Annotated in this window: 18 protein-coding genes and 2 pseudogenes; 10 read left to right on the top strand and 10 right to left on the bottom strand. The window is 72.5% G+C overall.

The window, feature by feature from the left end; genetic code table 11:
* Nucleotides 1-7 precede the first annotated feature (7 nt).
* The 3 genes and pseudogenes from ACZ7DE_RS03150 to ACZ7DE_RS03140 all read left to right on the top strand — a co-directional run.
* A pseudogene (locus ACZ7DE_RS03150) lies at nt 8-1,000 on the top strand (serine/threonine-protein kinase); the annotation flags it as partial.
* 120 nt (nt 1,001-1,120) lie between these two features.
* Complete coding sequence (locus ACZ7DE_RS03145; RefSeq protein WP_470757334.1) at nt 1,121-2,746, top strand: succinic semialdehyde dehydrogenase; 1,626 nt, start codon at nt 1,121-1,123, stop codon at nt 2,744-2,746.
* 29 nt (nt 2,747-2,775) lie between these two features.
* Nucleotides 2,776-4,560 carry a GMC family oxidoreductase N-terminal domain-containing protein gene (locus ACZ7DE_RS03140; RefSeq protein WP_470757332.1) on the top strand — a complete coding sequence of 595 codons (1,785 nt, stop codon included), beginning with the start codon at nt 2,776-2,778 and terminating at the stop codon, nt 4,558-4,560.
* Nucleotides 4,561-4,638: 78 nt separating this feature from the next.
* Here the strand turns inward: ACZ7DE_RS03140 and ACZ7DE_RS03135 are convergent, their stop codons facing one another.
* Nucleotides 4,639-5,700, bottom strand: a complete 1,062-nt coding sequence (locus tag ACZ7DE_RS03135; protein WP_470757330.1) for a hypothetical protein — start codon at nt 5,698-5,700, stop codon at nt 4,639-4,641.
* A 720-nt stretch (nt 5,701-6,420) separates the two neighbouring features.
* Nucleotides 6,421-6,729: pseudogene (locus tag ACZ7DE_RS03130) on the bottom strand (chorismate mutase); the annotation flags it as partial.
* Nucleotides 6,730-7,058: 329 nt separating this feature from the next.
* On the opposite strand from ACZ7DE_RS03130, the gene guaA reads away from it, so the two are divergent.
* On the top strand, nt 7,059-8,639 hold the full coding sequence (gene guaA, locus ACZ7DE_RS03125; RefSeq protein WP_470757328.1) for a glutamine-hydrolyzing GMP synthase: 1,581 nt from the start codon (nt 7,059-7,061) through the stop codon (nt 8,637-8,639).
* Between the two features lie 13 nt (nt 8,640-8,652).
* On the opposite strand, the gene ACZ7DE_RS03120 is transcribed toward guaA, so the two are convergent.
* Both ACZ7DE_RS03120 and ACZ7DE_RS03115 read right to left on the bottom strand, forming a co-directional pair.
* Nucleotides 8,653-9,141: a pyridoxamine 5'-phosphate oxidase family protein gene (locus ACZ7DE_RS03120; RefSeq protein WP_470757326.1), complete on the bottom strand. Its 489-nt coding sequence runs from the start codon at nt 9,139-9,141 to the stop codon at nt 8,653-8,655.
* Between the two features lie 56 nt (nt 9,142-9,197).
* On the bottom strand, nt 9,198-9,881 hold the full coding sequence (locus ACZ7DE_RS03115) for a hypothetical protein (RefSeq protein WP_470757324.1): 684 nt from the start codon (nt 9,879-9,881) through the stop codon (nt 9,198-9,200).
* 110 nt (nt 9,882-9,991) lie between these two features.
* On the opposite strand from ACZ7DE_RS03115, the gene ACZ7DE_RS03110 reads away from it, so the two are divergent.
* Complete coding sequence (locus ACZ7DE_RS03110) at nt 9,992-10,786, top strand: class II aldolase/adducin family protein (protein ID WP_470757322.1); 795 nt, start codon at nt 9,992-9,994, stop codon at nt 10,784-10,786.
* 156 nt (nt 10,787-10,942) lie between these two features.
* Here the strand turns inward: ACZ7DE_RS03110 and ACZ7DE_RS03105 are convergent, their stop codons facing one another.
* Entirely contained in the window at nt 10,943-11,866 is a 924-nt protein-coding gene (locus ACZ7DE_RS03105; RefSeq protein ID WP_470757320.1) for a DUF4429 domain-containing protein, read from the bottom strand.
* A gap of 200 nt (nt 11,867-12,066) precedes the next feature.
* Between ACZ7DE_RS03105 and ACZ7DE_RS03100 the strand changes: the two genes are divergently transcribed.
* Together ACZ7DE_RS03100 and ACZ7DE_RS03095 are read left to right on the top strand one after the other, a co-directional pair.
* On the top strand, nt 12,067-13,356 hold the full coding sequence (locus ACZ7DE_RS03100) for a hypothetical protein (RefSeq protein ID WP_470757318.1): 1,290 nt from the start codon (nt 12,067-12,069) through the stop codon (nt 13,354-13,356).
* Between the two features lie 279 nt (nt 13,357-13,635).
* Nucleotides 13,636-14,169 carry a DoxX family protein gene (locus ACZ7DE_RS03095; RefSeq protein WP_470757316.1) on the top strand — a complete coding sequence of 178 codons (534 nt, stop codon included), beginning with the start codon at nt 13,636-13,638 and terminating at the stop codon, nt 14,167-14,169.
* A 45-nt stretch (nt 14,170-14,214) separates the two neighbouring features.
* On the opposite strand, the gene ACZ7DE_RS03090 is transcribed toward ACZ7DE_RS03095, so the two are convergent.
* Both ACZ7DE_RS03090 and ACZ7DE_RS03085 read right to left on the bottom strand, forming a co-directional pair.
* Nucleotides 14,215-14,460: a hypothetical protein gene (locus ACZ7DE_RS03090; RefSeq protein WP_470757315.1), complete on the bottom strand. Its 246-nt coding sequence runs from the start codon at nt 14,458-14,460 to the stop codon at nt 14,215-14,217.
* Nucleotides 14,447-16,051, bottom strand: a complete 1,605-nt coding sequence (locus ACZ7DE_RS03085; RefSeq protein WP_470757313.1) for a PspC domain-containing protein — start codon at nt 16,049-16,051, stop codon at nt 14,447-14,449. Before ACZ7DE_RS03085 ends, ACZ7DE_RS03090 begins: the two co-directional genes overlap by 14 nt.
* 143 nt (nt 16,052-16,194) lie before the next feature.
* On the opposite strand from ACZ7DE_RS03085, the gene ACZ7DE_RS03080 reads away from it, so the two are divergent.
* Nucleotides 16,195-17,523 carry an ATP-binding protein gene (locus ACZ7DE_RS03080; RefSeq protein ID WP_470757311.1) on the top strand — a complete coding sequence of 443 codons (1,329 nt, stop codon included), beginning with the start codon at nt 16,195-16,197 and terminating at the stop codon, nt 17,521-17,523.
* Complete coding sequence (locus tag ACZ7DE_RS03075; RefSeq protein WP_470757309.1) at nt 17,520-18,275, top strand: LuxR C-terminal-related transcriptional regulator; 756 nt, start codon at nt 17,520-17,522, stop codon at nt 18,273-18,275. Before ACZ7DE_RS03080 ends, ACZ7DE_RS03075 begins: the two co-directional genes overlap by 4 nt.
* A gap of 224 nt (nt 18,276-18,499) precedes the next feature.
* On the opposite strand, the gene ACZ7DE_RS03070 is transcribed toward ACZ7DE_RS03075, so the two are convergent.
* Complete coding sequence (locus tag ACZ7DE_RS03070) at nt 18,500-19,576, bottom strand: C40 family peptidase (protein ID WP_470757307.1); 1,077 nt, start codon at nt 19,574-19,576, stop codon at nt 18,500-18,502.
* A 568-nt stretch (nt 19,577-20,144) separates the two neighbouring features.
* On the opposite strand from ACZ7DE_RS03070, the gene ACZ7DE_RS03065 reads away from it, so the two are divergent.
* Entirely contained in the window at nt 20,145-20,498 is a 354-nt protein-coding gene (locus ACZ7DE_RS03065) for a hypothetical protein (RefSeq protein WP_470757305.1), read from the top strand.
* Here the strand turns inward: ACZ7DE_RS03065 and ACZ7DE_RS03060 are convergent.
* Complete coding sequence (locus ACZ7DE_RS03060; RefSeq protein WP_470757303.1) at nt 20,476-21,498, bottom strand: tellurite resistance/C4-dicarboxylate transporter family protein; 1,023 nt, start codon at nt 21,496-21,498, stop codon at nt 20,476-20,478. The genes ACZ7DE_RS03065 and ACZ7DE_RS03060 overlap by 23 nt on opposite strands.
* Nucleotides 21,499-21,851: 353 nt before the next feature.
* Nucleotides 21,852-23,018 (bottom strand): C40 family peptidase, encoded by a 1,167-nt coding sequence (locus tag ACZ7DE_RS03055; protein WP_470757301.1) that lies wholly within the window; start codon nt 23,016-23,018, stop codon nt 21,852-21,854.
* Nucleotides 23,019-23,109 lie beyond the last annotated feature (91 nt).

Genomic DNA, 23,109 nt, shown 5'->3' with positions numbered 1-23,109 from the left:
TGAAGGCATGAGCAACGACGGGGTTCCCGGAGGCGCCGAAGGCCGGACAGTGGACGGCCGCTACCGGCTGCTCGAGCGCATCGGCTCCGGCGCCGTGGGCACCGTCTGGCGGGCCAGGGACGAGCTGGCGGAGCGCGAAGTCGCCGTCAAGGAGCCGCGGTTGCCGGGCGACCCCGAGGACGAGTCCTACCGCCGTGCGGCCCACCGCCTGCAACGCGAGGCCCGGGCCGCCGCCCGCGTCGACCACCCCTCGGCCGTCTCCATCCACGACGTGGTGGTGGAGGAGGGGGCCGACGTCGACGGCGGACTCCCCTGGATCGTCATGGAGCTGATCCGCGGCGAGTCCCTGCACGAGGCGCTGCGGCACGGGCCCCTCGACCCGGCCGAGGCCGCCCGCGTCGGCCTCGCCGTCCTGGGCGCGCTGCGCGCCGCGCACGCCGTGGGCATCGTCCACCGGGACGTGAAGCCCGCCAACGTGCTGCTCGGCACGGACGGCCGCGTCGTCCTCACCGACTTCGGCATCGCGCACACCCCGGGCGAGGAATCCCTCGCCGTGACCGGCCCGTTCGTCGACTCCTCGGAGTTCGTGGCGCCCGAGCGGATGTCCGGACGCGGCGCGGGCCCCGCCTCCGACCTGTGGTCCCTCGGCGTCCTGCTGTACACGGCCGTCGAGGGGCGGCCCCCGTTCCGCGGGACGACCTGGGAGTCCACGCGCGCCGCGATCCTCGCCGCCGACCCGCCCGAGCCGACACGGGCCGGTCCGCTCGGCCCGCTCCTCCTGCGGCTCCTGCGGCGCGCCCCGGACGACCGGCCGACCCCGGAGGAGACCGCGGCCGCCCTGGCGGCGGCAGTGCGTGACCGGCCCGCGCCGCCCCCCGCGGCCGAGGACGCCGAGCCCGGGGACGGGGGTGTGCGGGGACAGGCCCGCGACGAGGCGGAGACGGCGCGGGCGGCGGTGTCCCCCGAAGATCGGGAGCCGCCGGATTCCACCCCGGGCGCCGGGCTCAACGTCCTGATCAGCAGGTTTGTTGCCAGTGAACGCTGGCGTCGTGTGTGCGGTCGGTGAAACCCCATTACCGGCGGGTACCCAAAGTCCTCCGCACGTCATACCCTGCGGCTCATGACGGACTCGCAGGCCCCGGAAAAGGCACCGGCCAAGACCGGTACGAACCCCCTCGCCCCCACTCCCGCCGGCGTGCGCACCGCCGCCGACGTGGTGACCCCGGAGCTGGTCGCCCAGCTCACCAAGGGCGTGACCGGTTCCGGGCGGACGGCCAACCACACGCCGTTCACCGGCGAGAAGCTCGCCGACCTGCCCGAGTCCACCCCCGAGGACGTGCAGAAGGCCTACGAGGCGGCCCGTGCCGCCCAGGCGGTGTGGGCCAGGACGCCCGTACGGGAGCGGGCCGCCGTTCTGCTCCGCTTCCACGACCTGGTGCTCGAGCGCCAGGCCGAGGTGCTCGACCTCATCCAGCTGGAGACCGGCAAGGCGCGCCTGCACGCCCATGAGGAGGTGCAGGCCGTCGCGGTCGCCGCCCGCCACTACGGCCGCAAGGCCCCCGCCTATCTGCGCCCCAAGCGGCACGCGGGCGCCATGCCGACCCTCACGAAGGTCACCGAACTGCGTCACCCGCGCGGTGTCGTGGGTCAGATCGCGCCCTGGAACTACCCGCTGGAGCTGTCGGTCGGCGACGCGCTGCCGGCGTTCGTCGCGGGCAACGCCGTCGTGATGAAGCCGGACACGGAGACCTGCCTGACCGCCCTGTGGGCCCGCGACCTGCTCATCGAGGCCGGCCTGCCCGCCGACGTCTTCCAGGTCGTCCTCGGCGAGGGCCCCGTGGTGGGCCCCGAGGTCGTCCGGCACGCCGACTACGTCTCCTTCACCGGCTCCACCCGCACCGGCCGCGAGGTCGCCCAGGGCGCCGCCGCCCGTCTCGTCGGCGTCTCCCTCGAACTCGGCGGCAAGAACGCCATGCTGGTCCTGGAGGACGCCGACATCGAGAAGGCGGCGGCCGGCGCCGTCCGCGCCTGCTTCTCCTCCGCCGGCCAGCTCTGCATATCCATCGAGCGGCTGTACGTCCACGAGTCGATCGCGGACGCCTTCGTCGAGCGCTTCGCCGCCCGCACCAGGGCCATGCGCCTCGGCACCTCCCTGGCCTACGGCGCGGACATGGGCTCCCTGGTGGGCGAGCGTCAGCTGGAGACCGTGACCCGGCACGTCGAGGAGGCCGTCGCCAAGGGCGCGAAGGTCGTCGCCGGCGGCGTCGCCCGCCCCGACGTCGGCCCGTACTTCTACGAGCCGACCATCCTCGACGGCGTCACCGAGCCCATGTCCGTCTGCTCCGAGGAGACCTTCGGCCCGGTCGTGTCGATCTACCGCTTCACGACCGACGACGAGGCGGTCGGGCACGCCAACTCCACGCCGTACGGCCTGAACGCGTCGGTCTGGACGAAGGACGGCCGGCGCGGCCGGGACGTCGCCTCGCGGCTGCGCTCCGGCACCGTGAACGTCAACGAGGGCTACGCCTCCGCCTACGGCAGCGTCCAGTCCCCGATGGGCGGCATGAAGGACTCCGGTCTGGGCCGCCGCCACGGCTCCGAGGGCATCCTCAAGTACACCGAGGCCCAGACGGTGGCCCAGCAGCGCCTGCTGCCGATGGCGCCCGCGCTCGGCATGGACGACGAGAAGTACGCCCGGTTCATGAGCACCAGCCTGAAGGTGATGAAGACACTCCGGTTGCGCTGAACCACACCCGTTCTCAACGAGGAGAGCCTGTGTCCCAGGATGTCTACGACTACGACGTCATCGTCGTCGGGTCGGGCTTCGGCGGCTCGGTGACCGCCCTGCGCCTCACCGAGAAGGGCTACCGCGTGGGCGTCCTGGAGGCCGGCCGCCGCTTCACCCGGCAGTCGCTCCCCAGGAACTCCTGGGACCTGAAGAACTACCTGTGGGCGCCCAGGCTCGGCATGTACGGCATCCAGCGCATCCATCTGCTGGGCAACGTCATGGTGCTGGCCGGCGCGGGCGTGGGCGGCGGCTCCCTGAACTACGCCAACACCCTCTACGTGCCGCCGAAGCCCTTCTTCGACGATCCCCAGTGGCGTGACATCACCGACTGGGAGGAGGAGCTGAAGCCGTACTACGACCAGGCGCGGCGCATGCTCGGCGTACGGCTCAACCCGACGACGACCCCCTCCGACGTGCACCTGAAGGCGGCCGCGGAGCGGATGGGCGTCGGCGACACCTTCCACCTGGCGCCGGTCGGCGTCTTCTTCGGCGACGGCGAGGACGCGGACGGGACGGCGAAGGCCAGGCCGGGGGAGCAGGTCGCCGACCCCTACTTCGGGGGCGCCGGGCCCGCCCGCAGGGCCTGCACCGAGTGCGGCGAGTGCATGACCGGCTGCCGGCACGGCGCGAAGAACACCCTGAACGAGAACTACCTCCACCTGGCCGAGAAGGCGGGCGCGGTGGTCCACCCCCTGACGACGGTCGTCTCGGTCACGGACGACTCGCAGGGCGGCTACGCCGTCGCCACCCTCCCCACCGACGCACGCCGCAGGGGGAAGGCCAAGGGCAGGGTCTTCAAGGCCCGCCGGGTCGTCCTCGCCGCCGGCACCTACGGCACCCAGACCCTGCTGCACCGGATGAAGGCCAACCGTCAACTCCCCTATTTGTCGGACCGGTTGGGCGAGCTGACCCGCACCAACTCCGAGGCCCTGGTCGGCGCCCAGACCGACGACCGCCGCTACCGCAGGGCGACCGGCCAGGCGAAGGTCGACTTCACCCGCGGCGTCGCCATCACCTCGTCCATCCACCCGGACGAGAACACCCACATCGAGCCGGTCCGCTACGGCAAGGGCTCCAACTCGATGGGCGGTCTGTCGATCCTGCAGGTGCCGTACGCGGAGGGCTCCTCGAGGGTCGCCGGCTGGCTGGCGAACGCGGCCCGCCACCCCCTCCTCGTGCTGCGCTCGCTCTCCAACCGCCGCTGGTCGGAGCGGACCATCATCGGTCTGGTGATGCAGTCCCTGGACAACTCGCTGACGACGTACCTGAAGCCGGCGGGCGTCGGCAAGGGCCTGCTGACGGCACGCCAGGGTCACGGCGCGCCCAACCCCAAGCAGATCAGGGCCGCTTCGGAGGCCGCCTCCGCGATAGCCGCCGACATCAACGGCTTCGCCGGCTCCAACGTGGGCGAGCTCATGGGCACCCCGCTCACCGCCCACTTCCTCGGCGGCTGCCCGATCGGCGACTCGCGCGAGACCGGCGTCATCGACGCGTACCACCGCCTCTACGGCCACCCCGGCATCTCGGTCGTCGACGGCGCCGCGGTCTCGGCGAACCTGGGCGTGAACCCGTCGCTCACCATCACCGCCCAGGCCGAGCGCGCGATGTCGTTCTGGCCGAACAAGGGCGAGGCCGACCCGCGTCCGGCGCAGGGTGCGGCGTACGAACGGCTGAAGCCGGTGGAGCCGGTCAGCCCGGCGGTGCCGGCCGAGGCGTTCGGCGCGCTGCGCCTGCCGTTCCTGGGAATGCCGGCGGTCCCGCCCAAGCAGTAGGACGAAACCGTTCCGGAAAAGGCGAAGGGACCTGCGCCCCCCTCCGAGCGCAGGTCCCCTCGCTGGTCCTGGTGCGCGTTACGCGTGCGTGCCGACCTTGCGGCGACGCGCGACGAACACGGCTCCCGCGCCCGCGACGACGGCGGCGCCGCCGACCAGCCCGATCATCGGGAGCGCGGAGCCGGAACCGGTCGCGGCGAGGCTGCCGCTGATCGGCTTGGCGCCGCCCTGGGGCTTGGCGCCGTCGGTGGGCTTGTCACCGTTCGGCTTGGCGTCGTCGACGCCGTCCGCGTCGCCGCCGGCGGCCAGGATCTCGACGTCGTAGAAGTCCCCGTTGCCGTAGCAGGCGGAGCCCTCGCCGGCGTAGATGGCCTCGCTCAGCGCGAGCGACGAGCCCGCGGGCGCGGACGCCTTGACCTTCACGCGCAGGTCGAGGGACGCGGAGGAGTTCTTCTCCAGGGAGTCGAGCAGCCCCACGAAGGAGCCCGTGACGACCTGCTCACCGTCCTCGTCCTCGTAGGAGTCCTGGTAGCCGCTGGTCCACTTGCCGTCCTCCTTGACCTGGATGACGGCCAGGCCCTCGGACAGCCAGGCGTCGGTGTCGTCGCCGTACTCCAGGAACGCGTCGATGTACACGTTCTTCAGGTCGTGGTCGGAGTCGTTGTCGACGACGAACTCGAAGTCGTGCCATCCGGAACCGGCGACGATCTTGCTCGGCAGGCCCTTGATCTCGGCCGTGAGCTTCTCGTCCAGGTCGAAGGACTTGCAGTCCGTGTACGGGTCGAACGCGTCCTCGCTCTCGCTCGCCGACGGGCTCGCGGAGGCCGTCCCGGAACCGGACGCGGACGGCGAGGCGGTGCCCGTCGCGGTGCCGGTCGGAGTGCCGGTCGCGGTGCCGGTGGCCTGCAGGCTGTCCGACTCCGACGACGAGGAGGCAGACGAGGCGCCGGTCGGCGTCCCGGTGGCGCCCTGGCCGTCCGTGTCGGACGCGGACGCGGTGGAGCCGGCGCTCTCCGTCGAGGACGCGCTCGGGGAGGACGTGCCGTTCCCCTCCGCGACGGCGGGGGGCGCGGACAGCAGGGCGATCGGCGCGACGGCGGCGGTCGCGGCCATGGCGACCATCGTGCGGCGAAGCTTCATGAAGACCTCGGTGGATCCGGTTCGGAGGCCTTCCGCAATGGGGGTGGGGAATGGGCCTTGGTTCGCGAGGTGTGACAGGCGAAGGCCATGAACAGTTGCCCTGTACTCACAGGATCTTTATGTGGTCCGCGTCACGCCGCTCGCGCGGCATGCGGAAGGGCTCATGACGAAGGGCCCATGACGAAGGGCCCCGCGGGACGGATCCGCAGGGCCCTTCTCTATCGTCAGCACCGGCGTCAGGGCAGCGCCGGTGCCGGGGAGCGGCGCCGGGGGGTTGCGCCGCTGGTCTGGACCTCTGGCAGTGGGGGGGCGACGCGTGCAAGGCGTCTGCCCGAAGAGGGACTTGAGGTCGCTCGGGGCTTTCTACGCATCGTGCTGGATGAGCGCGGCCCCCGCAACCGTTTGACCCAGCCCTTGTGCATTTTTGCATTTTCCGCCGGTCGGTCCCGGGCGTCCCCGAGACCGACCGTTCTCTTGGGTGACCGGGCTGCTGTCCCCTGCCGTCCGGTCACTTCCTGGAGCGAGGTCCCACGGCGCACGGCACGAGCCGTACGCCTCATCGCCCCAGCGAGCCACGCGTGGTTCTTCCGGGCCCGCCCCTGGCTGGAGCGGACACCGGGACCAACGACGCCGTCCGGGCTGCGGTCACGCGCCGTACGGGTGAGACGGCGCCCGAACTCACGCCGCCCGAACGCACGCCGTCCGAACGCACGCCCTGGTTCAGACGCGCCCCCGGCACAGTTCGAGCAGCGTCATCGCCAGGGACGTCCCGGGCCTGCCGAGCGCGTCCCGGTAGTGGCCCAGGACCTCCATCTCGCGGGAGAGGTTCACGCGCCGGCCGCCGGAGGTGATCCGCGCCTCCTGGATGACGGCCGAGACGGCCATCCGTTCCTGGATCAGACCGATGATCCGGTCGTCGAGCGCGTCGATGCGCTCACGGGCGCCGGTGATCACGTCGGCGGCCTCGGGGGTACGGGCGCCGGTCACGTCGATGGCGGTCATGGGGGCTCCTGTGTGAGTACGGGCCGCCCCGGAGCGACAGGACCCGGGAGGGAAACGACAGGCGCCCCGGGCCTTGTCGGCCCGGGGCGCCTGGGAAGTCGCTTGTCAGTTGCTCAAGCGGCACGACCATGGCAGCCGGCGGGCCGGGTGCCATAGGTAAAGACGAAGGTCGTGTGCGAGAGCATGCGCCCAGTATGCCGGGCCTCCGGACGGGGTCCAAGACGGTTCGCATGCTGAGACGCGGGGGCGGGCCGGGCGGCGGACGCGGGACGGGCCGGGCGACGGGACGGCGCCACGCCCACTCTCGGTAGAATTGGCCAGCACAGAGACCCCGCCCAAACCGCCGGAAGGCCCCCGTGTCAACAGCGACTCCCGCTGCCGCCGCCCCCGACACCGTCCTGGTCGTCGACTTCGGCGCGCAGTACGCCCAGCTCATCGCCCGTCGAGTCCGCGAGGCGCGGGTCTACAGCGAGATCGTGCCGAGCACCATGCCCGTCGAGGAGATGCTCGCCAAGAACCCGGCGGCGATCATCCTCTCCGGCGGTCCCTCGTCCGTCTACGAGGCGGGCGCCCCCCGCCTCGACCGCGCGATCTTCGAGGCCGGCGTCCCCGTCTTCGGCATGTGCTACGGCTTCCAGCTGATGGCGCAGACCCTCGGCGGCACGGTGGACAACACCGGCGCCCGTGAGTACGGCCGTACCGACCTGCACGTCTCGCGCGCGTCCTCCACCCTCTTCGAGGGCACCCCGGTCGAGCAGGCCGTGTGGATGTCGCACGGCGACGCCTGCTCCGCCGCCCCCGAGGGCTTCACCGTCAGCGCCTCCACGGACGTCGTCCCGGTCGCCGCCTTCGAGAACGACGAGAAGAAGCTGTACGGCGTCCAGTACCACCCGGAGGTCATGCACTCCACGCACGGCCAGCAGGTCCTGGAGCACTTCCTGTACCGCGGCGCGGGCCTCACCCCGGACTGGACCACCGGCAACGTCATCGAGGAGCAGGTCGCGGCCATCCGCGAGCAGGTCGGCGACCGGCGCGCCATCTGCGGCCTGTCCGGCGGCGTGGACTCGGCGGTCGCCGCGGCCCTCGTCCAGAAGGCCATCGGCTCCCAGCTGACCTGCGTGTACGTCGACCACGGCCTGATGCGCAAGGGCGAGACCGAGCAGGTCGAGAAGGACTTCGTCGCCGCCACCGGCGTCCAGTTGAAGGTCGTGGACGCGGAGGAGCGTTTCCTCACCGCGCTCAAGGGAGTCTCGGACCCCGAGGAGAAGCGGAAGATCATCGGCCGCGAGTTCATCCGCGTCTTCGAGCAGGCCCAGGCCGAGATCATCGCGGACGAGGGTCCGGCGGTGGAGTTCCTCGTGCAGGGCACGCTGTACCCGGACGTCGTCGAGTCCGGCGGCGGCACCGGCACCGCGAACATCAAGTCCCACCACAACGTCGGCGGCCTGCCCGAGGACCTCGAGTTTCAGCTCATCGAGCCGCTGCGCAAGCTGTTCAAGGACGAGGTCCGCATGGTCGGACAGGAGCTCGGCCTGCCCGAGGAGATCGTCCAGCGCCAGCCCTTCCCGGGCCCCGGCCTCGGCATCCGCATCGTCGGCGAGGTCACCAAGGACCGCCTCGACCTGCTGCGCGACGCCGACGCCATCGCCCGCGAGGAGCTGACGGCCGCCGGTCTCGACCGTGAGATCTGGCAGTGCCCGGTGGTCCTCCTCGCCGACGTCCGCAGCGTCGGCGTCCAGGGCGACGGCCGCACCTACGGTCACCCGATCGTGCTGCGCCCGGTCTCCTCCGAGGACGCGATGACCGCCGACTGGTCGCGCCTGCCGTACGACGTCCTGGCGAAGATCTCCACCCGGATCACCAACGAGGTCCGTGACGTCAACCGCGTCGTCGTCGACGTGACCTCGAAGCCGCCGGGCACCATCGAGTGGGAGTAGGCCCCCTGCCGGTCTAGGTCCGCTTGAGGGTCCGCACCGGCTCTCCGGGCTTCCAGACCTGGGCGACCAGATAGGTGTCGTCCTCGACGTAGGTCCTGACGACCTCCGTCAGCTCGGTGCGGAAGAGGTGGAACGGCTGCGGCGGTTCCACCTCTTTCACGTACGCGGCCCTCGCCTCGCCCTCCTCCACCTCCACCGCCCGACCGGCGATCCGTACGTCGCCCCCGCCCATCCCGGTGCCCTCGCCGGGGTTGGCCTGGAGACAGAAGCGGGGATCCCGGCGCAGGTCGAGGGCCTTGAGCGAGCCCGGCATCATGCCGAGCCACAGCTCACCGCCGACGAACCGGACCTCGATGCCGCTGGTGCGCGGGGAGCCGTCCTTGCGCAGGGTCGCGAGGACGTGATGGGTGAAGGCCGCGAACCGGTCCTCGGCGGTTCTGGCGAACTCGGGCTCCGCCCCGGCGAAGGCGGCCCAGTTCCGTGCGGTGCCACTCGTAGTCATACGGCGAGTGTGGCTCCGATACCCGACATCCGCTGTCGGTGTTCTCACCCGGGGCGTCAGCCCTGCGGCATTCCCTGCGGCATTCCCTGCGGCATTCCCTCCGGCGTTCCCTGCGCCATTCCGTGCGGCGCCGGACGGACGAACCGCTCGCGGCCCGCCTCGTCCCGCACCGGCGTGCAGCCGGCCGCCGTGAGCTGCCGGGCCAGTTTCGCGCGCCGGTTCGTGTTCACCCGCAGGGCGCCCAGCATGAACGCCGGCATCAGCACGGCGAGCGGCAACAGCACGGCGTACTTGCCGGTCAGCGGGGCCATCAGCAGGAACAGCACCGCCGAACCCCAGCCGAGGGCCAGCATCTGCTTGCGGTTGGCGGCCGCGCCCAGGGCCTCGTGGCGGATGAGCGCCGTGATCACGTCGACGTCCGCCTGCACCTCGGGGACCGGCGTGAGCGAGCCCAGGTACATGCCCGGCACCGGGCGGCCGGGGCCCGGATCGGGGAAGGCCGCCGTATTCGCCGCTGCCCGTTGCCGCGCCCAGGGGCTGGGGTCCCGCACCAGCTGGACGTGCAGGATGCGCTGCTTGCCGACGAGGCGCACGCTCTCGTACCGGAAGCCGTAGCACTCGGCTATGTAGACCAACGCGCCGAACGTCTGCAGCTCCGCGAACGGGTGGACGAGCTCGATGGCGTTGCGCGTCGCGATCTGACGCATGAGGGACGTGATGTGCCGGTCGGCGATGCTCAAGACGTGCTCCGAAGGTGACGGAAATCGTCATCTTTGCATAACGGCTCTGCCCTTTTGCACGGACCGACGGTAACTTCCGCGTCGTAAAGCAACCCAGTGCTGGAGGACCGATGGACGGGCCCACGCCGCCTGCCCCGCTGCCCACCGACCGACTGCGGTTCGCGATGCCGCCGATGCACGAATCGGTGGACGACGAGCGCAGGCACCGCAAGGAACGGCTGGCGGGGGCGGTGCGGATCTTCGGGCGGCTCGGCTTCGAGGACGGCGTCTCGGGGCACATCACCGCCCGTGACCCCGAGTTCAGCGACTGCTTCTGGGTCAATCCGTTCGGCATGCCCTTCAAGCACGTCACCGTCGGCGACCTCGTGCTGGTCAACGCCGACGGGCAGGTCGTCGAGGGCCGCTACCACGTCAACCAGGCGGCCTTCACCGTGCACGCCCAGGTCCACGCCGCTCGCCCCGACGTCGTCGCCGTCGCCCACTGCCACTCCGTCCACGGCCGCGCCCTCGCCGCGCTGGGCGAGCTGCTCGATCCCATCACCCAGGAGAGCTGCGCGTTCTACGAGGACCATGCCCTCTACGACGCCTACACCGGCGTGGCCGTCGACGCGGGGGAGGGGCGGCGCATCGCGGCCGCGCTCGGCTCCCGCAAGGCGCTCGTGCTGCGCAACCACGGGCTGCTGACGGTCGGCGACTCCGTCGACGCGGCCGCCTGGTGGTTCCTGTCGATGGAGCGCTCCAGCCAGGTCCAGCTGACCGCGCGAGCGGCGGGCAGGCCCGTCCTGATCGACCACCGGGCGGCTGTCGCCACCCGGGAACAGCTCGGCGGAGACCTGGTGGCGTGGATCAACTACCAGCCCCTGTGGCAGGACATCAGCCGCAGCGAACCGGACCTGCTGACCTGAACGCGGCACACGAGACCACGCGGCTCGTCATCGCCCGCCCGGTGATCGCCCGCCCCATTGATCGCACGGCTCGTGGTGATGCGGCTCGTGATCGCGCGGGCCGGTGGTGATGCGGCTCGTGATCGCGCGCGCCGTGGTCATGCGGCTCGTCGACGCTCAGAAGCCTCGCAGCACGACGGCCTTCGTCCGGGCGAACTCCTCGTCCGTCAGCACCCCGTCCCGGTGCAGCTCGCCCAGCTCGCGCAGCCGGCGCAGCAGTATGTCGTGGTGGTCGGCCGGGGGTGGGACGGACGCCGTGAGCTGCCGCCCCCGGTCCGCGTCCTGCCGTCCGTCGGCGTGCTCGGGCCGGCGCCCCGGCTCCGTGTGCGCGCGGGTGGAGGGGTGCGGCAGACGCGCGGTGACGGCCGTCGCCACCAGTGCCGTCAGCAGATCGCGGCTCACGTTGCCCCACAGGTCCAGGGCGTACGGGTCCTTCTCGGCGGGCAGCTTCGAGTACACCGTCTCGCGGGTCACGAAGCGCAGGAAGCCGTCCTCGAAACCGGAGTTGGGCAGCCACTCGACCCGCACCACGTCGCCGACGTTGATCACGCGGGGGCCGGTCGCCCGTTTCACCCGGTCGGAGGTGTCCGCCCAGTCGATCCGCACCTGGGTGCCGTCGTAGGAGACCGTGCCGTCGGAGGACCGCACCGAGACCGGCACCGGCGGACCCGGCAGCAGGTAGGCCTTGGTCGGCTCGCCCGGGATCTGGTCCAGCAACAGCGCGTGCCGGATCTCCTCGGCGAGGTACTCGGCGACCCCGGAGCGGTCCACGGCCACGGTGAGCCGGTAGGGATCGGCCGCCTCGGGCAACCGCCCGCCGGTCGCCTGCAACAGCGGATCGGCCCCCTCGCGCAGCCGCATCCGCAGCCGTCCGCGCCTGCGTTCGGGCTCGTAGACGATCCCGGCGACCGCCTCCAGAGGCACGGCGATCTCCCCGTACGTCTGCCGGAACAGCGGCACGGAGCGGTGCAGTCCCGGCGTGATCCTCACCGTCGTGCCGTCGAAGGCCCAGCTCCCGTCACGCTGGATGATCTCGGCCATGGGCAAATTCTCGCAGCCGGGTCAACACTGCCCTCCCCGCTTCACCCGCGCTGACCAGACCTGCCGGGCACACAGGGTGTGTGGTAGGGCACAATTCGCTGTCATCGCAGGGGAGTTGTTCACAGGGTGACGGCCGGGTCCCTCAGGGGGTTCTCCCGGGCCGCCATCCGATCGGGTCGTGGGGAAGGCGGGCGTCGGACGTGGCGGTGCAGGAGGCGAGACAGGGCACGGGCCCCGGCCCGGGAGCGGGCGCGCACGACGGCGGCTGCACCTGCGGGGACTGCCCCCACGGGGCACGCGAGGGACACCGGCGCGCGGTCGCCGCGTTCCTGCTGAAACGGGACGAGTACGCGGCCGGCCAGGGCCTGCCGGCCGCCGTCGCGCACTCCCTTTCCGCCTCCCGCCAGTGGGTCTCCGAAGAGCTCACGCAGTCCGCGGAACTCGTCGCCGAACGCGGCCGCGCCGAGGGCGAGGCCTGGCTGGGCCGTCTGTGGCTGCGCACTGCGGTCACCGTGTGGGCGGCGGTCGTCGTGCTGCTGCTGGTGCAGTCCCTGACCGCCGTCGGCGCGGGCTGGACCGCGGCCCGCACCGCCGCACTCCTCGCCGCACTCGTCGTCGCCGGGGCGCTGACCGCCGCCTCCTGGTTCCACCGGGCACGCGGCGGGGTGCTCGCCCCCGTGATCGGCGAGGACAACCGGCTGTCCACCTCCCGCGCGGTCGCCGCCGCCTGGGTGCTGTTCGTGGCCTACGCGGTGCTGGTCCTGGCGGGCAGGCTCGCGGCCGCCTCCGGCCACGCCGAACGTGACGCGCTGATCGCCGGGCTCGACCTCGCCCGCGGCGCGGGCATCGTGACCGTCCTCGCCGTGGTCTGCGGCATCGCCGTGCTGGTGCGCAGGGTGGTCGGCCTGCGCGTCCTCGGCCAGCGCCTCCAGAAGGTCCGCGCCCACCGCCCCCGCGCCGCCGACCTGCTGACCGACGACTCCGGTCGCGGCGCCTTCGCCGACATCCAGTACGTCGTGATCGGCGCGGTAGCCCTCGCCTTCGCCGCGGTCCGTCTGGCCCGCCGTCCCGACCAACTGCCCGACCTGCCGTGGGGCCTGGCGGTCGTGGTCCTGGTCTCGGCCGCCACCTACCTCGCCGGCAAGTACGCCGAGGGCGGCCGCCCCGTCATCCTCTCCGTCGTCCGTTCCCGCGAGGCCGGTGACCTCGACGCCCCGATCCGCACCGGAGACGACATCGAGATCCGCGGCGCCGGCTTCGTCCCGCCCGGAGCCCAGACGGCCGACCGACTGTGCCGCATGGTCGTCCGTATCGGCCCGGTCCACGTCCATGTGCCCCTCGTCCCGGTCACGGGCGGCTTCAGCAACCCCGGCGACGCCGTCCTCACCGTGCCCGTCCCGGCGGACGTGGAGCCGGGGCGGGTGGAGGTGCAGGTCGTCACGGCGGCCGGGGTGGAGACGAACCGGTACGCCATCGACGTCACCGACTGAACACCGGCCGCCGCCGGACGAACCGCCGAGACACGGAGCCCGTGCGGTCGGCCGGTGGGGCGGAGAGGCCGCGGTCGGCCGGTGGGGCGGAGAGTCCGCGGTCGGCCGGTGGGACGGAGACCCCGTGCGGACGACCGGCGGGGCGGAGAGCCCGTCCCCCCAGTTGAGCACCCGTACCCGTTCGCACAGTTGAGCACCAATAGTTGAGCGCATCCCCCATTTCGTACGTATGGTCTGTCGAGGGGTCCCACCACTCCGGGCGAGAGGCGGCTACGGGCGATGACTCACGGCAGGCGGACGGACACCTACTCCCCCTATCTCGACGGCAGCGGCCGCGACTGGCGGGACACAGCCACCCGCTACGCCCTCGTTCCTCTGCGCATCTTCCTCGGCGTCACCTTCATCTACGCCGGACTCGACAAGCTCACCGACCCCGCCTTCCTGAAGGACAGCGGCGCCGGCTCGATCGGCGAGACCATGCGCGCCGTCCGTGACTCCTCGGCCATCCCGGCCATGGTCGACATGGCCCTGAAGAACCCTGTCGGCTTCGGCTACGCCATGGCCTTCGGCGAACTCGCCGTCGGCGTCGGCGCCCTGCTGGGCATCCTCACCCGGCTCGCCGCACTCGGCGGCGCGCTGATCTCGCTCAGCCTGTGGCTGACGATGAGCTGGGCCTCGGAGCCGTACTACCTGGGCAACGACCTCCCTTACCTGATGGCCTGGCTGCCGCTGGTACTCGCCGGCGCCCCGGTCCTCTCCGTGGACGCCGCCTGGCGCTCCAGGCGGCGGCAGCGGACGGGGAGTCTGGGCTGATCCGCGGCGGTCCGGGCGACACCCGCGAGGGGCGACGCCGCCGGGTCACGGTGCCGCGTTCGTGCCGGCCCCGGTCCTGGCGGTCCGGGGGGACGGCCTGCGTCGCCTGCGTATGCTCCGGGCCACGACGCCCGTCACACCCGCCAGGCAGAGGCCGGCCGTGACGACCGGGATCACCACGAACCACGGCGTTTCCCACAGGCCGCCCGCGTCACCCGCGTAGACGACGCCCGCGAAGGCGAAGAAGGCGCCGGCGACCAGCCTGCCGGGCCGGAACTCATGACGCAGCACGGGCCACCTCCGCCTGTCCCACTCCGACCCGCAGGTCGAGATCGATGGTTCCCGCGTCCGCCGTGCCCGAAGCGGGCCGCAGGGTCACCTCCTTGTGCTTGCCCGGCTCCACGTCCACGTCCTTCTTGTCGTCGCCCGGCAGCTGGACGTCTCCCAGCCCCACGTCGATCCTCACCTTCACGGTCACGTCCGCCGGCACGATCACCAGCAGTCGGCCCGCGCCCACCTCGGCTTCGGTGCCGACCGTCTGTCCCTTGGCCAGACCCAGCCGGGACAGGTCAAGGGTGCCCTCGCCGGTGCCCAGGTCGTAGGCAGGCTGTACGGCGGCCACCGTCGTGGGCTGCCATGTCGTCTCGACCCAGTGCGTGCCGATGTCCTTCGGGAGGGCCGCCGCGCCGGCCAGCAGGCCCGCCGTGACGATCGCCAGGAACACCGACCCCGCCCCCGTCCGTCCCAGGAACGAGCTGACCGCGATGCCTGCGCCGAACACGATCAGCGCGGCAGCCAGACCTGCCTGCAGGGTGGTGCCGAGCGGATGTCCGTCCCAGGAGAGCCCGGTGACGAGGCCGCCGGCCAGGACGGCGAGCAGGAAGATCCAGCCGCCGATCCAGCGCGGGCCGCGCGGTCCGGCGTCCGGCTCGCGGCGGGCGCGTATGTCCTCGGCGGGGCGGATGTGGCCGGTGAGCTCGACGTTGACGGCCGCCGTGATGTCCCGGCCCCGGGAGTCCCAGGGGCCCCACAGATAGCCCGTGCCGCCGTCGTGCGTGCCGTCCTTGACGATGGGGTCGCGCCACCAGGAGGGGTAGGCGGCCGGTACGGGCGGCGCCTGGGCCTCCGGCGGCGCGTCGGCCACCGCCTGCGCGGCCAGCGGGTCGGCGTCGGAGGAGTCCCGGTGCCGTGACCAGTACCCGGCGCCCGCGAGAAGCAGGGAGACGACGACGGCGAAGGCGAGCACGCTGCCGTTGTTCAGCATCGACAGGAATACGCCGCAGCCGACCAGGGCGAACAGCACGGCGGCGAGGGCCTGGCCGTCGACCCGGCCGGTCAGGAGCTTGCGCACCTCGTTCTGCCCGTCGTCGGCGTACGGGACGAAGAGCCAGGCGAAGCCGTAGAAGATGAGGCCGATGCCGCCGGTCGCGGAGAGCACGGCGAGCGTGATCCGGAAGATCACCGGGTCCATGTCGCACTGCCGCCCCAGGCCCGCGCAGACACCCGCGAGCATCTTGTGCTCGCGGTCCCGCCGGAACCTGGACGGGAGACCGGGAGCCGTCGCGCTGTCGTCCCCCCGTCCGGCGCCGGCGGCCGCGCCCGCCGCGCCCCCCGCCGCGGCAGCCGCGCCCCCCGCCGCGGCAGCCGCTGTCGCGGCGGCGACGGCGGCCTCGGCGGCCGTCCTGGCCTCGCCTGCGTCTCTTGCGTCTCTTGCTTCGGCGTCCCTCCGCCCGGACGAACCGGGTTCGTCGCGGGCTCCCTGCTTTCCATGCGCGCGGGGCTTCTCACCTGCGGCACCCGAGGCGCCGGAGGACGGGGCGGCCGCGCCGGGCGCGGCGCCCCCGTCGGGCACGGCGTCCGCGGCGTGCTGGTGATCTGTCATGAGTCCATGGTGGCGGGCGGAGCGCCCTCGCGGCAGTCGGAACGACCCTGGTCGGACCCTGATATCGGCCCTGACCGAGGGCCGGGGAGGTGTTCGAGGCCAGGGGACTTCGAAGATCAGGGGCGTCTCGGGGGCGAACCCTGATGCCCGGCTCCGCCGCCCGTGTGACCATCGTTGGCATGCCGGAAGCCGCAGCAGCGCCACTCGTCGAACCGCGGCCGCCGCGCAAGCTCTACCGCAGCAGCGACGGACGCTGGCTGGGTGGTGTGGCGCGGGGGCTCGCCGGGCATCTCGGCCTGCCCGTCGTGTGGGTGCGGCTCGTCTTCGTCGGCCTGTTCATGGCGGACGGCCTCGGCGCCCTGCTCTACGCGGCGTTCTGGTTCTTCGTGCCGCTCGGCGTCGGCGGCGTCGGAGACCAGAAGCCCCCGGCGCTCGTCGTCACCGAGACCGCCCCCGACGGCCGTCGCCGGCTCGTCGCCCGCAAGCCCGACAAGGGGCAGATCGTCGCCCTGCTCCTCATGGTCGTCGTCGCCACGGTCTTCGTGGGCAACGTGAATCTGGGCAGCGGCGCCAAGGCGTACCTCGTGCCCGCCGTCCTCGTCGGAGCGGGCGTCGCCCTCGTCTGGCGCCAGGCGGACAACGCCCGCCGGGCCCGCTGGGTCGAGGTGGGCCGCAGACGCCGCACGCTCACGCTGCTGCGCGCGGGAGCCGGCGTCCTGCTGGTCACGGCCGGCGTCTCCGGCACCTTCGTCCTGCAGGGCTCCGCCGCCCACCTCGGGTCCGTTCTGCAGGCGGCGCTCGCCGTGATCGTCGGCATCACGCTCCTCGCCGGGCCCTACCTGGTCCGTATGACCCAGGACCTCTCCGAGGAGCGCCTGATGCGCATCCGCGCCCAGGAACGGGCGGAGGTCGCCGCCCATGTCCACGACTCCGTGCTGCACACCCTGACCCTGATCCAGCGCAACGCCGAGAACGCGGGCGAGGTGCGCCGCCTGGCCCGCGCCCAGGAACGCGACCTGCGCACCTGGCTGTACAAACCCGAGGGGACCGGCAAGGAAGAGGCCGACGAGCCCACCACCGTCGCCGACGCGGTCCGCCGCAACGCCGCCGAGGTGGAGGACAAGCACGGCGTCCCCATCGAGGTCGTGGTCGTCGGCGACTGCCCGATCGACGAACGGGTCGGCGCACAGATGCAGGCCGCGCGTGAGGCGATGGTGAACGCGGCCAAGTACGGTGGCGAGGGCGGCGCCGTGCAGGTCTACGCCGAAGTCGAGGGCAGGACGGTCTTCGTGTCCGTCCGCGACCGCGGCCCCGGCTTCGACCTCGACTCGATACCCGCCGACCGCATGGGCGTCAGAGAATCGATCATCGGCCGCATGGAGCGCCACGGCGGCACGGCGCGGCTGCGGGGGGCCCCGGGCGGCGGCACCGAGATCGAGCTGGAGATGGAGAGGGCGGAGAAGACGTCATGAGCGACCCGACCGACACGACCGACACGAACGGCACGACGGGAGCTGCGGAGGCGGCCGAGCCGGCGAAGACCCCGGGCGACGCCACGGGCGGGCGCCATGTGCGCGTGGTCCTCGTCGACGACCACCGCATGTTCCGCACGGGCGTGCAGGCCGAGATCGGCCAGACCGCCCAGACCGGCGTGGAGGTCGTCGGCGAGGCGGCGGACGTCGACCAGGCGGTGACCGTCATCACCGCGACCCGGCCCGAGGTGGTCCTCCTCGACGTTCATCTGCCGGGCGGCGGCGGGGTCGAAGTGCTGCGCCGCTGCGCCCCGCTGATGGCCGACGCCGAACAGCCTGTGCGCTTCCTCGCCCTGTCCGTGTCGGATGCGGCGGAGGACGTGATCGGGGTGATCCGCGGCGGCGCCCGTGGCTATGTCACCAAGACGATCACGGGGACCGACCTCGTGAACTCCGTCTTCCGGGTGCAGGAGGGCGACGCCGTCTTCTCGCCGCGCCTCGCGGGGTTCGTCCTCGACGCCTTCGCCTCCACGGACGCCCCGCCGGTCGACGAGGACCTCGACCGTCTCACCCAGCGCGAGCGCGAGGTCCTGCGGCTCATCGCCCGCGGTTACGCCTACAAGGAGATCGCCAAGCAGCTCTTCATCTCCGTCAAGACGGTCGAGTCGCACGTCTCGGCGGTGCTGCGCAAGCTCCAGCTGTCCAACCGGCACGAGCTGACCCGGTGGGCCACGGCGCGACGGCTGGTGTGACGTCCGGCGGGGCGACCCGCGTGACATGTTCGGTGTGACCCCTGGCGTCGCGTCTGGTGTGACGTTCGGTGGGATTCTGGCGTCGCGTCTGGTGCGACGCCTGGCGTCGTGTCTGGCGGGGCGGCTGGTGTGACGTCTGGCGGGGCGGTTGGTGTGACGTCCGGCGGGGCGTCAGGTGTGGCGGTCGGTGTGACGTTCGGTGGGCGGCTGGTGGCCGCACCGCCTCACACCACCCGTGTCGCGCCCGCGAAAGGCATCTCGTCGATCGGAGCCACCCGCACCGGAGCTGACGGGTTCGGTGCGTGGATCATCTGGCCGCCGCCGATGTACAGGCCCACGTGAGTGATGCCGGAGTAGAAGAACACCAGGTCGCCCGGGAGGAGTTCGGAGCGGGAGACGCGCTGCCCGGCACCGATCTGGGAGTAGGTGGTGCGGGGCAGGGAGACCCCGGCGGAGCGGTAGGAGGCGAGGACGAGGCCCGAGCAGTCGAAGGCGTTGGGTCCGGTGGCGCCCCACACATACGGGCTGCCGAGCTTCGAGTAGGCGTAGGAGACCGCGGCGGCCGCACGGGAGCTGGGGGCTTCGGCGGTGGCGGAGCCGGGCGTCGGGAGGCCGACGCGTCCGCTCGCCGAGGCGCGTGAGGCGCGGGCGCCCGTGCTCCCGCCGTCCGCGTCGCCGATCCGGGCCCGCTCGGCCGCGGTCAGCCGGGACAGCAGCCGGCGTGCCGCGTCCAGCTTGCCGGTGATCGTCGTCTTCTGCGCCCTCAGCTCCGCCTGGCGCGCCTTGAGCGAGGTCAGTTCGAGGCGTGCGGCGCCGCGCAACTGCTCGATCTCCCGCAGCTGTCCGCGCACCCGGGCGACGGCGGCCGCCTGCCGGTCGCCGGCCCGTTCGGCGAAGGCGGCGCCGTCGAGGTAGCGGTCGGGATCGTCGGAGAGCGCCAGTTGCACGGCGGGGTCGAGCCCGCTGCTGCGGTACTGCGCCGCCGCCATCGAACCCAGCGCCTCACGCGCCGAGTTGAGCTTCTCCTCCTTGCGCGCCGCCTCGTCCCGCATCGTCGCCAGCCGCTGTTCGGCCGCAGTGGCCTTCTCCTGCGCGCCGTTGTACTTCTCGGTGGCCTCCTCGGCCTCCTGGTACAGCTTGGCCACCTTCGCCTTGACCTCGGCCGGGGTCAGGCTCGGCTCGGCCTGTCCGGTCCCGTCGAAGGCCGTCGCCGTCGCGGCGCCCGCGAGAGCGAGCGTGAACGCGGTACGGGCCGTCTGGCCGCCGAGCGAGCGCTGTCGGGGCTTGCGGTGCGCTGCCACGTGGGACTGCACGTCCTTTCGTACGACCGCCTCGGCCGGTCCGTACGGCCTCCGGGTGACCGGCGGGCCGACGGCCGACCCCGTCATCCGCGACCCTGGGCCGTCGGGGGGAGCGGACGGACGGCCCCGGGAAGCGGCTGACGGGCCCGGCGACGGCCCGCACGGGGGAGCGGGACGCCGCCGGACTCCTCGGCGGTGGTGGCCGACTGCCGCCCCTGGGCCGGGCGGCGGTGGGGAGCCGGTCACCTGGGGGAGGACGCTAGGCCTGATGGTGACGGTCGGGTAACGCGATGTGCGGAAGTGACGCGAGCGGACTGCCGGGTGACCGTATGTGTTCGACATTTCGAAACCGGCGCGTCGGGTTCACGCGGCGCCTGACCGAAGCGGTGATTCCGGGGCATGCCGGACGCCGGGGTGCTATGGCGCATATATGCAAGCGCTCGCGGGCGGCGGCGCGGCAAGCGTTCGCGGGCCGCGTGGGCCGGCGAAGCGCTCGCGGGCGCGCCGGCCCGGTCGGTGCGAGGGGCGGTGTCGGGCGGGGCGGGCCGGCTGATTAGCATCCGGCTTCATGGACGTACTCATCCATCTCTTCGTCGGCCTGCACATCATCGGCATCGCCGCGCTCCTCGGCGGCTTCCTCACGCAGATGAAGGCGATGGGCCAGGGCACGGCCCGCTTCGTCCCCGCGATGCTGCACGGCGCGGCGACGATGCTGGTCACCGGCGTCATCCTGGTCGGCCTCAACCAGGCCGACGACCAGCATGTCAACAACATCAAGATCGGCGTGAAGCTGGCGCTGCTGATCGTGATCCTCGGCCTCGTCTACGTGAAGCGGGACGACGAGCGGGTGGAGAAGCCTCTCTTCGGCCTGGTCGGACTGCTGACCGTGGTGAACGTCTTCATCGCGGTGCTCTGGACCTGACGACCCCGACGACCTCGACGGCCGAGGCCACCGCCGCCGCGGCGAGGGCCAGCCACGCCGCCACGGCGACCCACAGCAGCACCTCCCCCGGCACTTCCAGCGACGGGAGGTCGACGTCGTCCGCGACGGACAGGGTGGCCGCCGCCGTCATGCCCATCGGGAAGACCGTCGACCAGCGGCGGATGTCGTAGCGCGGCCGTGGCCATCGCGCCTCGGCGGCCAGCAGCACGGCGTACCAGGCCAGGTCGAGCACCAGCAGCGCGACGGTCACCGTGCGCAGGACATCGGTGTCGTCGTCGTTCCACAGGTACAGACCCCCGGTGTCGGCCGCGAGGAGCTTCGCCCCCGCGAGCGCCGAGACGGCGAGCGCGCCGCCCGCCACCCACTGGTCCCCGGGGCCCTCCGCGACCTGTCGCACGTCGAACAGGGCCAGGGCGACGCAGTAGAGCACGAGACCGAGCCAGAACAGCACGAGCGCCGCGTGCGCGAGCCAGGCCGCCCCCTCCGCCCTCGCGAGGACCGCACCGAGCACGGCGAGCCCCTGCGTGGCCACGCAGCACAGGAATACCCCGCCGGGCATGCCCCGTCTCCAGCGTCGTACGACGGTCACGAGCAGCACCGGCCACAACACCGTGGCCAGGGCCAGCAGCGCCTCGGCGAGCGTCTGCCGGCCCAGCATCGAAAGACGCGTTCCGAGCACCGCCGTCGCGGCCACGGCGGTCATCGCCTCCGGCGTCCCGGCCTCCGCCAGCCAATGCTCGCGCTCCGACACCAGCCGTGCGACGAAGTCCACCGCGAGCGCCACCCAGGCGGCGCCCGCCATCGCCAGGGCGACGCGGGACAACACGTCGTACCCGGTCAGATCCAGACCGATCGACAGGATCCCGGTCGCCATCACAGCGGCCCCGGCCGCCGGCTGCCGCCGCGCCCACCAGACGCGGAGAGGGGAACGGCCGGAGGGGCCGGGGGAGGACGAGGGGACAGCGGAGGACCCGGACATGCGCCCGATGCTAAGGAGCCCGCCCCGCCGCACGAGCGGGGCACGCGCGCGTGCAGCCGGAATTACGCGCGGGTGCAGGGCGCGGAGTGCAGCGCGCGAGGTGCAGGCCCCGGGGCCCAGGGCGCGACGTGCAGGGCGGTGCAAGAGGCGCAAGGCGGTGTCAGGAGCGACGGCGCCCGACCGTGGTCCGGTGTATTGGCGTCGGGCGCGCCCCGCGCGCGTGTCGAGGCCGGGCAGGCCATGCGGCGCATGCCCGGTCCGTGCGTTGCGGTCGGGCAGGCCGTGCGGGCGGCTGCCCGACTCGTGCGCTCAGTCGCTATGGGCAGGCCACGCGTGGATGGCAGGTCGTGCGCTCAGGCCGGGCGCACAAAGCTGTGGATGCCCGACTCGCCGTCGTAGTAGATCGACTCCTCGCGGACGTACGCGCCCGGCTTCGGGGCGTGGATCATCATGCCGTTGCCGATGTAGACGCCGACGTGGCTGACGTCGTCGTAGAAGAACACCAGGTCACCGGGCTGGGCGTCGGCGAGGGAGACCGTGGTGCCGGCGTTCACCTGGTCGTAGGTGGTGCGCGGGAGGGTGACGCCGGCGGCCTTCCAGGCGGCCTGGGTGAGGCCGGAGCAGTCGTAGGAGTCGGGGCCCGTGGCGCCCCAGACGTAGGGCTTGCCGATCTGCGCGCGGGCGAAGGCCAGCGCCTTCTCGGCCTTGGCGGTGTACGTGGAGTCCGCCGGGGACGGCGAGGTGGACGAGGTCCCCGTCGAGGTCCCCGTGCCCGACGAGCCGCCGCTCTCCTGCTGCGCCGCCGCCTGCCGTGCCGCCTGCTGCCGGGCGAGCTCGGCCGCCTGGCGTGCGGCCTCCTCCTGCTTCTGCTTCTCGATCGCCGCGAGGCGCGCCTTCTCCTGGGCCGTCAGCCGGGACAGCAGCTCGCGCGCGTCGCTCAGCTTCTTCTGGACGGTGGCCTTGGCGGTCCGGAGCTCGCTCTGCGTGTCGGTGAGCGTCGCAAGGCTCTCTGCCGCCTCCTGGCGCTTCCTCATCGTCGCCGACTGCTCGGTCACGTAGTCGTCGACCGCGCCCTTCTGGCGATCGGTGAGCCGGCTCATCAGCTGGTTCTGGTCGAAGTAGTCCTGCGGGGTGTCCGCGAGCAGGAACGTCGCCGTGTCGGGCGCGGAGGCGCCGGTGCGGTACTGGGCCGCGGCGTAGGAACCCAGCTCCTCCCGCGCCTCGTTGAGCTTCTGGGTGCGCTGGGCGACGTCGTCGAGGAGGGTGTCGACGCGTTTGCGCTGCTTGGTCGTCTTCTCCTTGGCGGCGTTGTACTTCTCGGTCGCCGACTCTGCCTGGCGGTAGAGGTCGTCGACCTTCTTCTCGACCTCCTCCAGGCTCGGCTTGCCGTCGTCCGGCGCGGCGTTCGCCGTCTGGGAGAGCAGGGCGACGGACGTCAACGCGGCGGTGGCGAAGGCGGGCGTGCGTATGCCTGCCACGCGCGGGCCCGCGGAGCGCGGCTTGCGGTGCTGCGACGCCAAGGGAGGCGACTCCTTCCAACGTCCGCCTACCGGGTCGGCGGTGGGGGGCCCGCCCAGTCCGTTCGGGCACTGGGGGGAGGGTTCGGGCGGA

It is taken from the genome of Streptomyces sp. NPDC037083, assembly GCF_055606485.1.
Note: the sequence above shows the minus strand (reverse complement) of the source record. Positions and strands in the feature narration are given on the sequence as shown.

What these genes read in the sequence shown, in the direction of transcription:
- ACZ7DE_RS03105 (WP_470757320.1), bottom strand. Translation starts at nt 11,866, where the DNA reads ATGGCCGAGATCATCCAGCGTGACGGGAGCTGGGCCTTCGACGGCACG.
- ACZ7DE_RS03095 (WP_470757316.1), top strand. Translation starts at nt 13,636, where the DNA reads ATGACTCACGGCAGGCGGACGGACACCTACTCCCCCTATCTCGACGGC.
- ACZ7DE_RS03075 (WP_470757309.1), top strand. Translation starts at nt 17,520, where the DNA reads ATGAGCGACCCGACCGACACGACCGACACGAACGGCACGACGGGAGCT.
- ACZ7DE_RS03085 (WP_470757313.1), bottom strand. Translation starts at nt 16,051, where the DNA reads ATGACAGATCACCAGCACGCCGCGGACGCCGTGCCCGACGGGGGCGCC.
- ACZ7DE_RS03080 (WP_470757311.1), top strand. Translation starts at nt 16,195, where the DNA reads ATGCCCGGCTCCGCCGCCCGTGTGACCATCGTTGGCATGCCGGAAGCC.
- ACZ7DE_RS03060 (WP_470757303.1), bottom strand. Translation starts at nt 21,498, where the DNA reads ATGTCCGGGTCCTCCGCTGTCCCCTCGTCCTCCCCCGGCCCCTCCGGC.
- ACZ7DE_RS03065 (WP_470757305.1), top strand. Translation starts at nt 20,145, where the DNA reads ATGGACGTACTCATCCATCTCTTCGTCGGCCTGCACATCATCGGCATC.
- ACZ7DE_RS03135 (WP_470757330.1), bottom strand. Translation starts at nt 5,700, where the DNA reads ATGAAGCTTCGCCGCACGATGGTCGCCATGGCCGCGACCGCCGCCGTC.
- ACZ7DE_RS03145 (WP_470757334.1), top strand. Translation starts at nt 1,121, where the DNA reads ATGACGGACTCGCAGGCCCCGGAAAAGGCACCGGCCAAGACCGGTACG.
- ACZ7DE_RS03110 (WP_470757322.1), top strand. Translation starts at nt 9,992, where the DNA reads ATGGACGGGCCCACGCCGCCTGCCCCGCTGCCCACCGACCGACTGCGG.
- ACZ7DE_RS03120 (WP_470757326.1), bottom strand. Translation starts at nt 9,141, where the DNA reads ATGACTACGAGTGGCACCGCACGGAACTGGGCCGCCTTCGCCGGGGCG.